This is a genomic window from Anaerococcus hydrogenalis DSM 7454, assembly GCF_000173355.1.
GTDB lineage: Bacteria > Bacillota > Clostridia > Tissierellales > Peptoniphilaceae > Anaerococcus > Anaerococcus hydrogenalis.
Map to the genome: position 1 here is coordinate 1 of NZ_ABXA01000020.1, position 13,634 is coordinate 13,634.

The following is a 13,634-nucleotide window of genomic DNA, read 5'->3' on the forward strand; positions in this document are numbered from 1 at the left end:
ACAATTGTTTTTCATCATAATCGAAAAGGAAATTTTCATCTATTAACTCTTTCATAGCTTCCATTTGAGCCATATGTTTTTGGTTTTCTTGTGATAATAAGGGGCTATCTTTGGAAGAATTTTTACCAAGGGTAAAACCTGTAAATCCAATACCAATTACCAGCAAGAAGGCCAATAAAACCTTACCAATTTTTTTCATAATACCTCCACTTACATAAAGCCTAAAATTAAGGCTTTTATTATAATAAATACTTCTCAGTATTCTTCTATTTTAACACAATCAGAGCTTTTTTTTAAATAAAGGAAAATTTTTTAAAAAAAATAAGCTGGAAAATAACTTTCCAGCCAGAGCGTATACAAAGTATAAATTTAGATAATATTTTATTTTGAAATAAAATTAAGCTAAGTACCATCTCGACTAAGTGAGTGAAACGAACGCATGGAGAGATCTCATGAGATTTCTCGACTCACTACGTTCGCTCAAAATGGGTGAAAATTTAGTTTGTCAACAATCTGAAATATTTATTTAAAATATTCTACTTAATTTTAAATAAATATTTAGATTTTTTTATATAAGAAATTTTAAAGAAAAAAATCCCCCAATCTCTAAGAGATTAGGGGTTAAATCTTATTAGACTTTATTTTTCTTTTTAGTAACAAAATATCCAATTATAGCAAGAAGAAGAACTCCGACAACAGCTCCAACTCCTGCAACTCCTGTTTTTACATTTACAGCAGATTTTGGTTTTTGTGTTGAATTATTTGCCTTTGAAACAAGCTTACCTGTTTTATTTTGTGAAGATGATTCTGATTGATTTTTATCTTCTTTTTCGCTCAAGCCGTATTTAAAGCTACCATCTTCTTGTTCAATCAAATAATATGATTTCCATTTTGAATTTGTTTGCATTTCTTTTTTAGCAGCATCTATAGCTTCTTCTCTTGTTGGATAAGATTTTTCAGAAATTTTATCCTTATCATCCTTATCTCCGGGTACTGGTGTAACTGTTATTTTCTTATCTTTGCTAGGATCACCTTTTGGTTGCTCATCGCTTGGATTATTGGAAGAATGTTTAGGGTTTTCATTAGATGAAGGGTTAGATTCATTTGAATTATTTTTACCATCCTTACCTTTTTTTGGATTTTCAGAAGATTGATCAGTCTTTTTGTCTTTTCCTTTTTTGGGCTAGGAGTGCTTGCTGATCCTTTTTCACTATCTTTTTCATCATCTTTTGGATCTGTTGGAAATCTTAAGTAAACATCCTTTGATTCAGATTCAACTAATTTACCTTCCGCTGGCATTTCATCTTCAATACTTGCCAATAATTCAGAATCAGCCTTATCCTTCCTTCTAAATTCAATTTTAAATTTTTTCCTACTTCATACTCAAAATTTTCTATTCTATCGCTAAAGCCATCGATTTCACGTATGAGTTTACCATCAACAAACATATAGTTTTTTCCACTAGGAAGTGATCTACTTTCATTTTTTTTGTCTTTAAATTTTAAAGTCATTTTCCTAGTTTTTATAGGAATTTTAGGTATAATTTCCACATCTATTTTATGCCAATCTTTGGCATCTTTTATGACATTTATTTCACCTTCTGCATAAACTTTTCCATCTTTTCCATCAAGGATTTCAATTTTTTGTTTTCCCCTGGAACTAATTTATCATCAATTACAATTTTTTCTTGATCTCTATATTGTAAAAATTGTTTTGCATCTTGACCTTCAATCCTATAATAAGATCCATCTTTAAGCCAATCCTTAGCTCTTCTATTTTTCACATATAATGTAATCTTACTATAAACTTTCTCTTTATTATCTAGACTTGTGACATTATCTTCATTCTTTTCTTCTGTACTTTCCACACTTAAATCTGAACTAAGATCATCACTAGCCTTTACAGAATTTATTCCTGCAAAAGAAAGGGATAGGATAAGCACTGATGATAATAGGGCCTTATTTTTTAATTTCATAAACTCCTCCTTTTAAAAAATATTCTATCTTAACCTTATAATAGCAGGTATTTTAATAAAAGTCTATAATACATTTAAAATATTCTTTATAATTTCAACAACTTATAAAGTTAGATTTTATTTTTTAAACAATCCTTATTCCTCACAATTAATTAGAAAATATTTATCAAATAATTACAAAACAAAAAAACCTATTGATAGGTCTCAGAGCGTAGACAAAGTATAAATTTAGCCAATATTTTATTTTAAAATAAATATTAAGATACGTACCATCTCGACTAAGTGAGTGAAACAAACGCATGGAGAGATCTCACGAGATTTCTCCGCTCACTACGTTCGGTCGAAATGGACATTTTTTTAGTTTGTCAACAGACTGAGACCTATTTATAGGTCTTTACATTAAGGGTGCAAGTGGTTTTATTATTGCTGCTGCTAATTTTTTATATAATGGGTATGCCTTTACATCTTCCATACTTATTTCTTTCGAAATATCAAAAGTTATTTCAAAATCTTCTAGAATTTCTTTTATAACTGGAGACTTGTGAATATAAACTCCACATTCGAAATTTAAGTATAGGGCCCTATAATCTAAATTTACAGATCCTACTACAGCTTTTTCACCATCAGAAATCCAAGTTTTTGCGTGAACAAAGCCTGGTATGTATTCATAAATTTTTACTCCAGCTTGAATTAATTTTTTGTAATGAGATTTTGCCAACATATATGGAAATTTTTTGTCTGGAATTTTTGGAAGGACAATTCTCACATCAATTCCCCTTTTTGCTGCAAAGGTCAAAGATTTTATCATTTCGTTATCAATAATAAGGTAAGGGGTCATTATATAAACATAATCTTTTGCTGTATCAAGCATATGCATGTAAATATTTTTGAAAAATCTTTCTTTTCTAATTGGATTATCGCCAACTCCAATCATGTATCCCTCAGATTTTTTTGCATATGTTTTTAAATATCTTTCAAGATCTTCTTTTTCCTCGCTATCCCAAAGTTGCAAGAACATTATGGTAAATGATTGGACAACTGGCCCTTCAAGTCTTATAAAGGTATCCTTCCAATGGCCAAATCTTTCTTCCACATTTATATATTCATCAGCCAAATTTACCCCGCCGGTAAAAGAAACTTTTCCATCAACTACCAAGATTTTTCTGTGGTCCCTGTTGTTATGGTAGGTTGAAATAATTGGAATAATTGGTGAAAAAACCTTACATTTTATACCCAAATTTTCCATCTCTTCTGGAAAGTTTTTTGGTAAATTTAAAATAGCATTGGTCCCATCATACATAAGCCTTACTTCAACGCCCTCGCTTGCTTTTTTTGCAAGCTCTTCAAGAAGTGTTCCCCAAAAATATCCTTGATTTATTATAAAAAATTCTACAAAAATAAAGTCTTTGGCACTTCTTATGGCCTCTATTAAATCATTAACTGTATCATCTCCTACCCTATAATATTTTGCATCATTATTCTTGCTTACAGGGTATGATCCGTAATCATTTAAATATTTTACTAGATTGTAAAATTCCTTATCCTCATTTTTTAATTCTTCAACTAGGTCATTGTCTATAGTATGTAGATAATTAGTCTCCTCCTCACTATCCATAATGGTGCTTTCTTCTAATTTTTTTCCTATATCAATTCTTGATAGAATAAAAAACATAATCCCAAAGGTCGGAAAAACTGCTATTACAAAAAACCAAGAAAGTTTTTCGTAAGGGTTTACATCCATTGATAGGATAAAAAGCAAAGAAATCCCGCCAATAAGGGCTGATGATCCAAAAATTAAAGATTTATCAATTGATATATATTTTAATATCCCAATAATCGCTAAGATTTGAAGGATTATAAAAAGGATATAAAGACCTGCCCTACCAAATACTACCTTAAGTAGTGATGATCTTGTTTTTTCGACAAACCTATTTTCATTTAAAATTTTTTAATTTTTTCATTATATTTTTTCATATTACAATTATATCTAATTTTATAAAATTTTGAAAGGATAAAATATAATAAATTTAATTTTCTTACAAATAATATTTATATTTTTTCTTATTTTATTCTAATTTGCTAATTTTTACCAATAAAATTATAATAGTCCTATAATAATGGGTAAGTATGTTTTATTTTAAAGGAGCAATATGAAAAAAAGCAAAAATACAGAAAGAATATTACTTATTGGTGACTTTCTTTCAAGTGGTTATATGGGAGGAAGTCTTTGTAGGGATGTTTTGAATTTTTATTCTTATGATGTTGATTTTCTACCTTCAGCCTTAATTTCCAATCAATTTTCTCAAAGTCCAATCGAGATTTTTGATTCTAGCCAATATTTAAAAAAATACTCTTGAGGTATATAAAAAACAAAATAGAAAATATAAGGCAGTTCTGGTAGGTTTTGTCTTAAATTTAAAGCAGGCAAAAATAATTTGTGATTTTGTAAAAGAAAATGACCTTTTTATGGTTTTAGATCCAATTATGGGAGATTCAGGAAAAATTTATAATAGTCTTGATAAAGGCATTGTAGAAATTTATAAATATATGGCAGACTTTGCCAAAATTATTATCCCAAACCTTACCGAGGCAAATCTTTTAACTGACAATAAATTCACTAGCCCCCACCCCATAGTAGATTTTTTTTGAAAAAAGAGATAAAAATCTTATAATAACAAGCGTTGAAGATAATAATAGACACTTTATTTTAAGTAAAGATAAAGAATACATAGAGGAAGAATATATTTATTTGAACAAGTCTTTTGGAGGAAGTGGTGACTTATTTGATTCAATTTTTTTGGCATATTTTTTAGAAAATAAGGATCTTAAACAAAGCATCAAAAAAACCAAGGACATGATATCAAAAGTCCTTAATTATCAAATAAAATTGGATGATAAGGCTAGTGATATTAATATATTCGAAATTTTTAAAAATTTAGAAAGTAAGGTGTTAATTTGATAAAAAATAAATATTGGAAAAGAGCACTGCAGATAGCCTGGCCTTCGGTTTTAGAATCTTTCTTCATAGCCTTGGCAGGTCTTATTGATACCTTTATGGTTTCATCTATTGGATCAAATGCAGTTGCAGCCATAGGACTTACAACCCAACCAAAATTTATAGCCCTATCATTTTTTATAGCAATTTCGGTTTCAGTATCAGCCCTTGTTGCAAGAAGAAGGGGCGAAGAAGATAAAAAAATGGCCAACCAAACTATGGTAACAGCCATGATTGTTGCCTTGCTACTGTGTATATTGATTTCATCAATCTTTGTAATTTTCACCCCACAAATTATAAAACTTTCTGGATCATCTCCTGACACTCATGATTTAGGAGTTTCATATTTTAGGATAATAATGGGTGGATTAATATTTAATGTCATTTCCATGACAATAAATGCCGGTCAAAGAGGAAGTGGTAATACACAAATTGCCTTTACAACAAATTTGGTTTCATCTTTAGTAAATATATTTTTTAATTATTTACTTATAAATGGTAATTTGGGTTTTCCAAAACTAGGAGTTGCTGGAGCTGGTCTAGCAACTGTTCTTGGAACCATAGTTGCTGCTATTATGAGTTTTTCTTCCTTATTTAGAAAGTCCTCATATATGTCCTACAAGCTTATCAAAAAATACGCCCTAGGCTTTTCAAATTTTATTTTTAAAGAAATTTTAGCCCTAGGATCAAATATTTTTGTAGAAAATATAGCTGCAAGAATAGGATTTTTAGTTACTGCTATCACTGCTGCCAAACTTGGTACAGACCAATTTGCAGCCCACAATGTCGGAATGAATTTATTATCCCTCTCCTTTTCTTTTGGAGATGGAATGCAAGTTGCAGCAGTTGCCCTTACAGGAAAGGCCCTTGGAGCTAGAAAAAAAGATGAGGCAATAAAATACGGAAAAACTTGCCAAGAGATTGGACTTTCAATTTCTATAATAATTTCTATAATCTTGGTCTTATTTAGAAAAAATATCTTTAGGATGTTTTTTGATGACGAAAACATCATTGCTATGGGATCAATAATTACTTTTTATTTAACTTTTATAGTAATTTTCCAAATATCTCAAATAATTTTTGGAGGAGCCTTAAGGGCTGCTGGAGATGTAAAATATACCCTAGCAGTAAGTTTAATTTCAATTACCTTTATAAGATCAGCTGCTACCTTGTTTTTTGTCCATGTCCTTCATCTTGGAATCCAAGGAATTTGGATGGGAATAATGGCAGATCAAATATCAAGATTTGTAGGTTTGTGGACTAGGTTTAGAAAAGGCGATTGGGTTAATATAGAAATTTAAGAAATTTATTTGTTATAAATAAAAAATATTTTTAACATAATAATTTGAATTTTTCTTCAAATCTGGTATATTATAACTACTATCGGGAATGATAGTAAGTATATTTTTTTAAACAGGGGGATTAAACAATGAAAATTAAAAAAGTATTACCAGTATTAGCACTATCTCTAGCATTAGTTGGATGTGGAAATAAAGCTGAAACAACATCAAACTCAAACTCAGCAAGCACACCAGCTTCTACTACAACAACAGAAAAAGCTGATTCAAACGCTAGTACAACAGATTCAAACGCAGCAAGCACACCTTCATCAAACGATGCAAGCACACCTGCTTCAGACGCTGGATCAAATAAATAATTAAAATTTATATAAAAAAAAGAGCAAGATATCTTGCTCTTTTTTTTGTTTGTTTTAATTTCATAAATTTATATGAAAATATCAGTAAGATACATATAATAATTTTTCAGACTTTCATTAATTTTCTATTATCAACTAATACTTCTTCTCCATTATCAAATTTTACCTTTGTAAAATCAAAAAAGTCCCAATCTATCACTATTCCAACTTCACCTTTACTAATACTCCAATTTAAATCTTCAGTTAACATTACTTTGTCGCCTTTTTCAAATTCTGCCATTTTTTCCACCTCTCTTTTTTTAATTTCCAAGACCTACTACAACAATTTTTCTCTAATAAATTTATATCACTTCCTTTTTTATATTCTATATATTAAACTTAACACATTAATATATTAAATACTCAGTATTATAAAACCAAAATATTTTTATCTCAAAAAAATATTAGTCTATTAGTAATTTTCTTAAAATTTCAAAAGTATTTAAATACTTTTAAAAATATATCGATTTAATGTAAAATAAGTTTATAGAGTATAAGTATTTTAGGTGATTTTATGAAATATGATTTATTAAAAAAGGAATTTGCTTATTTTGGTTCATTTATGATTTGGGATAATTCAATTCAAAAAAATGGACTTCCTAAAAAATTAGATAATAAAGAATTTAGAGATGAGAGACTAAATAGTGATTTTATATATTTAGCTATGAATATTAGGCTTGATAAGAAAAATTTTAAAGATATTGATAAGGATTTTCTAACCAATGATGAAATTTTCACTTCTGATATGCCAGCTTTTTGTAGTTTTCATTCCTTAGATGATGGAAAATACAATAATACTCCTTATACAAGACTTAACAAATTATATTCAAATACCGTTTTGGAAGGAGCATATATTACAGATTTTTTCAAAGTTGCTCCAAATTCAAAAATACCAAATGGTTATGCTACAAAAACTTCTGATGAAGTTTTCCTATATTTAGATTCTTTAAGCAAGGAAGACAGGGATAATTTTCTTAGATACCAACTCCTAGCCCTTGAAAGGGAGCTTGAACTCTTAGAGATTGAAAATCCTAAATTTATAGTTATAGAATTAATTTATGATCTTGTTAAATACTCTTTTGATAAGTTTGTAAATAAAAAAGATTTTCCGAATCTTTATAAGGCAAAAATTGTTGATAAACCTTCAAGTTTTGGGACAGTTTTAAATAAATATCAAAGAGATATCATCCATATTTTCTTAAAAAATTTAGATTACAATTCTTATCCTAAATTTTTGATAGCTTATTTAGAAAAATATAGCCATCATATTAAAGATTTAAAATCTATTAAAAACAAAGCAGATTTAATGGCAATTTTTTATATTTGCCTTGAAGATTATGATGATTTTCCTAATGATATAAAATCTTATCTAGATAAAATCAAGATATCTTATAAGGATTTGATAGAAAATATCAAAAAATCTTTTTCAAAAGCCTTTATCTATGAACTTATAAAAAATTTTCCTTTTATTTATGCAGATGAATCTATGTGGAATGAATACATAGAAAAATTTTATAAAGAATTAGCTGAGGATGGGATGCTTGTTAATATTAGTCAAAATCTTTCCTACATAATAAATTTATTTAAAGTTAAGGAAATAGAAAATTTGACTTTTCTCTCAAAAGATTTTGATACCTATATATTCATATTCTTATTTAAAAAAGCTCTAAATTTACAAGGTAATATTTATTATAAAGATCTTGTTAAAGATTTTAAATACCCTAGCTTTTTTTCCCTAATTAATAAAGCAAATTACAAATTAGTTGAAAAAATATTAGATGATAATAATTTTTCTTTTACAAATTTATTGCTTTCTTATGAAGCTTTTAATAGTTTGTACTTTAAAAATTTAAAAGAAAAATTATTTAATAAGGACCTTTATTTGCTTATTAATTTTAATAATGAAAATATTTTAATATCTACAGGAAAAAACACTAACAAAATAGAATATAAGTATTATGATGATAAGTGCAGGCTCTTTCTTAAAGAAATTATTGAAAAGAAAAATTTAAAAAATGATCCCCTAAGCTTATCTTTAAATGAGAATGCTAAAATCAAAAAATCACTCAAACTTTCTGATTTTTTATTATCTATTAAAAGGGGATATCCTACTGTTGAGCTTAATGATGATTGGGTAAATAATTCAAATTCCAAAAAAGGAGTAAAATATTTATCTAATTCCAATATTAACAAGGGCTTTGTTGATCATAGAAATTGTCTTGTTTATGAATTAATAGATGAAGATAAGGAAAAATCTTATAACTATGCCGAAAAAGGCGATATTATAATTACCAAAAACTCCCCCTACTCAGCATCAATTGTCGATAGGGACGAAAAATATCTGGTAAATGATAACTGTTTTATCTTGAAAGTTGATAAAAATAAAATTGAACCTTTTTATATACTTGCTTTTTTATCATCAAAAAAATTAATAAGGTCAATAAATACCAATGTCCTATCTATTAAAAAAATAAAATCCTTACCAATCAACTTACATTCTAGCTCTGATATAAAAGATATTTCAGCTAAAATGGAAAAAACAATAATAGATTTAGAAGTTTTTTACGAAAATTTCTTAAACCTAGATTACAACAGAAAAAATATTTTTAATTCTAGAGAAAAACTTAAATAATTTTATACAAAAAAATCATCCTTTATTTCAAGGATGATTTTTTTTAATTAATCTATAATTAATTTTTAATTTGTAATTTTACTGTAGATGTTAAAACATCTGAGTAACTATAAGATACAGTTCTTTCTGTATCAAAAGCATTATTTACTTTTATTGTAAATACACTTGGGAAAGCATCTAAAATTACACCGCTTTTGGTTACAATTCTTTTTCTTCCTTTATCAGCCTTTAATGTTACTTCTTTTCCTACGTTTTTTTCAACTTCTGTTCTTATTTCATTAACTGATTTATATTCCATATACCCACCTTCCATGCATTTATATTTATTATACTATGAAATTGTGGATAAGTCAAATTAGCATAATATTATACGCTAGATTAAATTTCTTGTCAAATGTTTTTATAAAAAGCCCTGTAAGCTGTAAATGTAGAATAAAAATCTGCTTTTGAAATTAATTCTATTGGGGCATGCATGGAAATTACTGGTGTTCCACAATCAACTACATCCATTCCATATTCTGCAAGAATATAGGCTATTGTTCCTCCACCACCTTGGTCAACTTTTCCAAGCTCTCCTGTTTGGAAGATTACTCCGTCTTTATTAAAGGCAAGTCTAACTTCTGATAAATATTCTGCATCAGCATCATTTGAACCGCCTTTTCCACCAGAACCTGTATATTTTGTAAGGGCAACTCCGTGAGAAATTTGGGCTGAATTTTGGCTTTCTGTTGCATCTTTAAAGTTTGGATCTTCTGCCAAGGTTACGTCAGCTGATAAAACTTTTGAATTTCTCAAAGCTCTTTTAAATTTAATTAAATTAAATTCTTCTTTTAAATTCATTATTTCTAATAATGTATTTTCGAAAAATTGTGAAGTCATTCCAGTAGCACCTACTGATCCAATTTCTTCCTTGTCAACAAAAAGTCCTACCAAAGTCTTTTTAGTTTCTTTTATACCAAGAAGGGCTCTTAAGGCTGCGTATGAGCAAACCCTATCGTCGTGGCCATGAGAGGCAATCATTGACCTATCAAAACCAACTTCTCTTGCTTTTCCTGCAGGAACTACTTCAAGTTCAGCTGTTATAAAGTCTTCTTCTTCGATGCCGTATTTTTCATTTAATATTTTTAAAATATTTTTCTTTACAGGATTTTCTTTTTCATCCAATAGTGGTCTATTTCCCACAATTATTGATAATTGTTCACCTGTTACAACTTCTTCTGCAGGTTTTGTCATTAATTTTTTGGATAGGTGGATTAAAAGTTCAGATATATAAAATACTGGCTCATCTTCCCTTTCTCCAAGAGAAATTTCTACCTTATCTCCATTTTTTGTAAATACAACTCCGTGAAGGGCAAGGGGCATATTTGTCCAATTATATTTTTTCACTCCCCCATAATAGTGAGTTTTTAAATATCCGATTCCATTTTCTTCCATTAATGGTACAGGTTTTAAGTCAAGTCTTGGTGAATCGATGTGACCTCCAACTATAGCAAGTCCTTCTGATAAATCTTCACTTCCTATGTGAAACATAACTACAGCTTTGTTTTTATTGACTGCATAGATTTTATCACCAGGATTTATTTTTCCAGATTTTATTTTTTCATCTAGGTCAACATAACCTGCCTCTTTTGCATATTTTACAATCTCTTTTGCAGCAAGTCTTTCTGTTTTTGCCTTATCTAGAAAATCCATATAATCTTTTGATAGGCTTTCCAATTCTTTTTCTTGGTCAGAGGATAAATTTTCCCAGACATTTTTTCTCTTGTACTCTGTCATTTTTTCTCCTAAATTAATTTCCATATATTTTTTGCATATTCAAGAGGATTTTCTATCTCTAGTCCCTCAATGAGTTTTGCTTGGTCAAATAATATATTTACTACCATTTTAAATTCATCTGAATTTTCTTTTAAATCTTTTTCCAAAAGTTCATAGGCCTTGGAGTTTTTGTTAATTTCTAATACCTTTTGAGCCTTCAAATGGGGAGCATTTACTTGGTCTTTCAAAGTTTTTTCCATCTCAATTGAAACATCTCCCTTTTGTTTTATCATTGAAATTACATCATCTGATAAGTTTTGGGAAATTTTTACATCAACAACTTCTTCTGGTAAAATTTCTTTTATTTTTTCAATAAGATCCTTATTTTCTTCATTTACTTCTTCATTTTCATCAACTTCGTTTATTGATTTAAATGAAATATCCTTGTATGAATTTAGCATTTTTATTAAAAATTCATCTAGCTTTTGATCAAGAAGTAAAACATCCTTATCCTCTTCTACAGATTTTAGGGCTGGGGAATTTTTGATTTTTTCTAGATTTTCTCCAACTGTATAAAGGATATTTTCATCAGTAGATTTCATCTTGTCCTTGTATTCTTTCAAAGAAATTAGCTTATCTTCCCTATAAGAATTAAACAATAAAAGATCTTCTAGCCTATTTTTTTTTGCCCCATAAGATTCATAAATGGCACCCTTTATATTGTTTCCAAATTCTTTGAAAAATATTTGGTATTTTTCCCTATCATTTTTCATCATATCTAAAAGGTGAGATCTTATTTTGTTATTTATTTGTTTGGCAATAAACCTTAATTCCCTGGTTTCTTGAAGAGTTTCTCTAGAAATATTTAAGGATATATCGTCACTTTCCACAACTCCCTTGGCAAAGGCAAATTCATCATCTAATAAGTCCTCGTGTCTGTCTTTTATTTTTACACCTGATGAATAAAGTTCTAAGCCTTTTTGATAATCTTTAGAATAAAAATCAAAAGGTGCCCTTCTTGGAATATAAATTATTGCCCTAAATTCAACAGTTCCTTCAATATTTAAATGAAGCCATGAAAGTGGATCATCAAATCCGTATCCTTGGTCCTTATAGAAATTTATATAATCATCATCAGTTAAATCTTTTTTTGATTTTTTCCAAATTGGAATTTCAGAATTTAAAACTTCTACTTCACTGTAATCTTCATATTTTGGATCTTCGTCTGTAGAATCTTCTGTTTTTCTTGATTTTGTAACTTCCATTTTTATAGGATATCTGATGTAATTTGAATATTTTCTAATAAGCTCTTTTATCTTGTATTGATCAAGATAAATATCATAATTTTCATCATCAGAATTTTCCTTTAAAAATAGGGTAACATCTGTACCTTGAGATTTTTTATCAGATTTTTCTATCTCATAGCCTTGGGCATTTTCACTTATCCACTTATAAGCTTGGTCATCTTTTTTACTATTTACAACAATCTTATCACTTACCATAAAGGCAGAATAAAATCCGACACCAAATTGACCAATAAGATTATTTAAATCTTGACCTTGAATATCTTTTTTGAAGATTTCGGTACCAGATTTTGCAATAGTTCCAAGATTTTCTTCCAAATCTTTTTCATCCATTCCAATTCCTGTATCCCTAATTGTTAAAGATCTTTTTTCCTTGTTTGGGATAATTTCTATATAATAATCCTTCTTGTCAACATTTTTATCTGATTTTAAATCTTTATAATATAATTTATCAATAGCATCTGAGCCGTTTGATATTAATTCCCTAAGAAAAATATCCTTGTTTGTATAGATTGAATTTATCATCAAATCCATAACTTTTTTGGCTTCTGCCTTAAATTCTTTTTTCATAAATCCTCCTTAGCACTTTAACTCTTCGACTGCTAATACTATACTTATTTTATAGATTATTTCAATTATTTGAATCCTTTACAAGGCTAAAAATTTCAGCTTGAATTTTAATTTGTTCTTTTTTAATTTTTTCAATCTCTTCCTTTTGTTTTTTGGATGTAAAAATTGTTTGTAAAATATTAGAAAGAACAAAAACTCCAACAAAAACCATAATTTTTGATTCATTCTTTAAATTTGTATATCTGCCTATAAATAAAAAAATCAGAGCAAGGACTAGGGATTTTAGGAAAAATTTCAAAAATGAATTTTTACTTTTAATCTTTATTAAATCTTGGTCCAATTCTTCTAATTTTTTTCTTAAAGACATAATTTTTTCTAAATTTTTTTCACTCATAATATCACCATAATAATTGTACCCCAATTCCTAGTAAATTACTTTGATTTTTACCATATCTTATAGTAAAATAAATCATAGAAATAAGGAGGGTTTTATGGCTTTAGAAGATAGAAAAAAAGAAAAAGTAGAAATTACACATGATATGTTAATCGGTGATATAATCCAAGCAAAACCAGAATCAATTAATACTTTCCTTTCAATCGGAATGGGTTGTATTGCTTGCCCTTCATCATTATATGAAACACTTGATGAAGCTTGCATGGTACACGGAATTGATCCAGATTTTTTGCTTGAACAATTAAATAAATAA

General features: G+C 28.2%; 17 protein-coding genes and 1 pseudogene. 7 read left to right on the forward strand and 11 right to left on the reverse strand.

Annotated features, from left to right (window positions below):
- From ANHYDRO_RS03770 to cls, 6 genes and pseudogenes are all read right to left on the reverse strand, one after another.
- A pseudogene (locus ANHYDRO_RS03770) lies at window positions 1-199 on the reverse strand (S41 family peptidase); the annotation flags it as partial.
- Between the two features lie 432 nt (window positions 200-631).
- Window positions 632-1,009, reverse strand: a complete 378-nt coding sequence (locus ANHYDRO_RS03775; protein WP_316244742.1) for a DUF5633 domain-containing protein — start codon at window positions 1,007-1,009, stop codon at window positions 632-634.
- A complete protein-coding gene (locus tag ANHYDRO_RS03780; RefSeq protein WP_148315697.1) occupies window positions 1,006-1,320 on the reverse strand; it encodes a hypothetical protein in 315 nt (104 codons plus the stop codon). The genes ANHYDRO_RS03775 and ANHYDRO_RS03780 overlap by 4 nt, the downstream gene beginning before the upstream one ends.
- On the reverse strand, window positions 1,278-1,550 hold the full coding sequence (locus tag ANHYDRO_RS09965; RefSeq protein ID WP_004813663.1) for a hypothetical protein: 273 nt from the start codon (window positions 1,548-1,550) through the stop codon (window positions 1,278-1,280). Before ANHYDRO_RS09965 ends, ANHYDRO_RS03780 begins: the two co-directional genes overlap by 43 nt.
- A 38-nt stretch (window positions 1,551-1,588) precedes the next feature.
- Window positions 1,589-1,975: a hypothetical protein gene (locus ANHYDRO_RS03790; protein ID WP_004813664.1), complete on the reverse strand. Its 387-nt coding sequence runs from the start codon at window positions 1,973-1,975 to the stop codon at window positions 1,589-1,591.
- 394 nt (window positions 1,976-2,369) lie between these two features.
- On the reverse strand, window positions 2,370-3,734 hold the full coding sequence (gene cls, locus ANHYDRO_RS03795) for a cardiolipin synthase (RefSeq protein WP_244261633.1): 1,365 nt from the start codon (window positions 3,732-3,734) through the stop codon (window positions 2,370-2,372).
- A gap of 391 nt (window positions 3,735-4,125) precedes the next feature.
- Here cls and ANHYDRO_RS10460 point away from each other — a divergent pair, with 391 nt between their 5' ends.
- The 5 genes from ANHYDRO_RS10460 to ANHYDRO_RS03810 all read left to right on the forward strand — a co-directional run bounded on the left by ANHYDRO_RS10460 (window position 4,126) and on the right by ANHYDRO_RS03810 (window position 6,627).
- On the forward strand, window positions 4,126-4,332 hold the full coding sequence (locus tag ANHYDRO_RS10460; protein ID WP_004813669.1) for a hypothetical protein: 207 nt from the start codon (window positions 4,126-4,128) through the stop codon (window positions 4,330-4,332).
- A 76-nt stretch (window positions 4,333-4,408) separates the two neighbouring features.
- Complete coding sequence (locus tag ANHYDRO_RS10465) at window positions 4,409-4,624, forward strand: bifunctional hydroxymethylpyrimidine kinase/phosphomethylpyrimidine kinase (protein WP_244261637.1); 216 nt, start codon at window positions 4,409-4,411, stop codon at window positions 4,622-4,624.
- A 100-nt stretch (window positions 4,625-4,724) separates the two neighbouring features.
- Window positions 4,725-4,934: a hypothetical protein gene (locus ANHYDRO_RS10470; RefSeq protein WP_004813675.1), complete on the forward strand. Its 210-nt coding sequence runs from the start codon at window positions 4,725-4,727 to the stop codon at window positions 4,932-4,934.
- Entirely contained in the window at window positions 4,931-6,271 is a 1,341-nt protein-coding gene (locus tag ANHYDRO_RS03805; RefSeq protein ID WP_004813676.1) for an MATE family efflux transporter, read from the forward strand. The genes ANHYDRO_RS10470 and ANHYDRO_RS03805 overlap by 4 nt, the downstream gene beginning before the upstream one ends.
- 128 nt (window positions 6,272-6,399) lie before the next feature.
- Window positions 6,400-6,627 carry a hypothetical protein gene (locus tag ANHYDRO_RS03810; RefSeq protein WP_004813678.1) on the forward strand — a complete coding sequence of 76 codons (228 nt, stop codon included), beginning with the start codon at window positions 6,400-6,402 and terminating at the stop codon, window positions 6,625-6,627.
- A gap of 106 nt (window positions 6,628-6,733) precedes the next feature.
- Here the strand turns inward: ANHYDRO_RS03810 and ANHYDRO_RS09870 are convergent, their stop codons facing one another.
- Window positions 6,734-6,907, reverse strand: coding sequence for a hypothetical protein (locus ANHYDRO_RS09870; RefSeq protein ID WP_004817767.1), 174 nt, complete (start codon window positions 6,905-6,907; stop codon window positions 6,734-6,736).
- Window positions 6,908-7,180: 273 nt separating this feature from the next.
- On the opposite strand from ANHYDRO_RS09870, the gene ANHYDRO_RS03815 reads away from it, so the two are divergent.
- Window positions 7,181-9,298, forward strand: coding sequence for a restriction endonuclease subunit S domain-containing protein (locus ANHYDRO_RS03815; protein ID WP_004813683.1), 2,118 nt, complete (start codon window positions 7,181-7,183; stop codon window positions 9,296-9,298).
- Window positions 9,299-9,356: 58 nt separating this feature from the next.
- On the opposite strand, the gene ANHYDRO_RS03820 is transcribed toward ANHYDRO_RS03815, so the two are convergent.
- From ANHYDRO_RS03820 to ANHYDRO_RS03835, 4 genes are all read right to left on the reverse strand, one after another.
- Window positions 9,357-9,596, reverse strand: a complete 240-nt coding sequence (locus tag ANHYDRO_RS03820; RefSeq protein WP_037376783.1) for a Veg family protein — start codon at window positions 9,594-9,596, stop codon at window positions 9,357-9,359.
- Window positions 9,597-9,688: 92 nt separating this feature from the next.
- Window positions 9,689-11,074, reverse strand: a complete 1,386-nt coding sequence (locus tag ANHYDRO_RS03825; RefSeq protein WP_081449341.1) for an aminopeptidase — start codon at window positions 11,072-11,074, stop codon at window positions 9,689-9,691.
- Window positions 11,075-11,082: 8 nt separating this feature from the next.
- A complete protein-coding gene (gene htpG / locus ANHYDRO_RS03830; RefSeq protein WP_004813689.1) occupies window positions 11,083-12,927 on the reverse strand; it encodes a molecular chaperone HtpG in 1,845 nt (614 codons plus the stop codon).
- Between the two features lie 61 nt (window positions 12,928-12,988).
- Complete coding sequence (locus tag ANHYDRO_RS03835; RefSeq protein ID WP_004813691.1) at window positions 12,989-13,321, reverse strand: hypothetical protein; 333 nt, start codon at window positions 13,319-13,321, stop codon at window positions 12,989-12,991.
- A gap of 97 nt (window positions 13,322-13,418) precedes the next feature.
- On the opposite strand from ANHYDRO_RS03835, the gene ANHYDRO_RS03840 reads away from it, so the two are divergent.
- Entirely contained in the window at window positions 13,419-13,634 is a 216-nt protein-coding gene (locus tag ANHYDRO_RS03840) for a DUF1858 domain-containing protein (protein WP_004813692.1), read from the forward strand.

What these genes read in the sequence shown, in the direction of transcription:
- ANHYDRO_RS03790 (WP_004813664.1), bottom strand. Translation starts at nt 1,975, where the DNA reads ATGAAATTAAAAAATAAGGCCCTATTATCATCAGTGCTTATCCTATCC.
- ANHYDRO_RS10460 (WP_004813669.1), top strand. Translation starts at nt 4,126, where the DNA reads ATGAAAAAAAGCAAAAATACAGAAAGAATATTACTTATTGGTGACTTT.
- ANHYDRO_RS03810 (WP_004813678.1), top strand. Translation starts at nt 6,400, where the DNA reads ATGAAAATTAAAAAAGTATTACCAGTATTAGCACTATCTCTAGCATTA.
- ANHYDRO_RS09870 (WP_004817767.1), bottom strand. Translation starts at nt 6,907, where the DNA reads ATGGCAGAATTTGAAAAAGGCGACAAAGTAATGTTAACTGAAGATTTA.
- ANHYDRO_RS03815 (WP_004813683.1), top strand. Translation starts at nt 7,181, where the DNA reads ATGAAATATGATTTATTAAAAAAGGAATTTGCTTATTTTGGTTCATTT.
- ANHYDRO_RS03820 (WP_037376783.1), bottom strand. Translation starts at nt 9,596, where the DNA reads ATGGAATATAAATCAGTTAATGAAATAAGAACAGAAGTTGAAAAAAAC.
- ANHYDRO_RS03825 (WP_081449341.1), bottom strand. Translation starts at nt 11,074, where the DNA reads ATGACAGAGTACAAGAGAAAAAATGTCTGGGAAAATTTATCCTCTGAC.
- htpG (WP_004813689.1), bottom strand. Translation starts at nt 12,927, where the DNA reads ATGAAAAAAGAATTTAAGGCAGAAGCCAAAAAAGTTATGGATTTGATG.
- ANHYDRO_RS03835 (WP_004813691.1), bottom strand. Translation starts at nt 13,321, where the DNA reads ATGAGTGAAAAAAATTTAGAAAAAATTATGTCTTTAAGAAAAAAATTA.
- ANHYDRO_RS03840 (WP_004813692.1), top strand. Translation starts at nt 13,419, where the DNA reads ATGGCTTTAGAAGATAGAAAAAAAGAAAAAGTAGAAATTACACATGAT.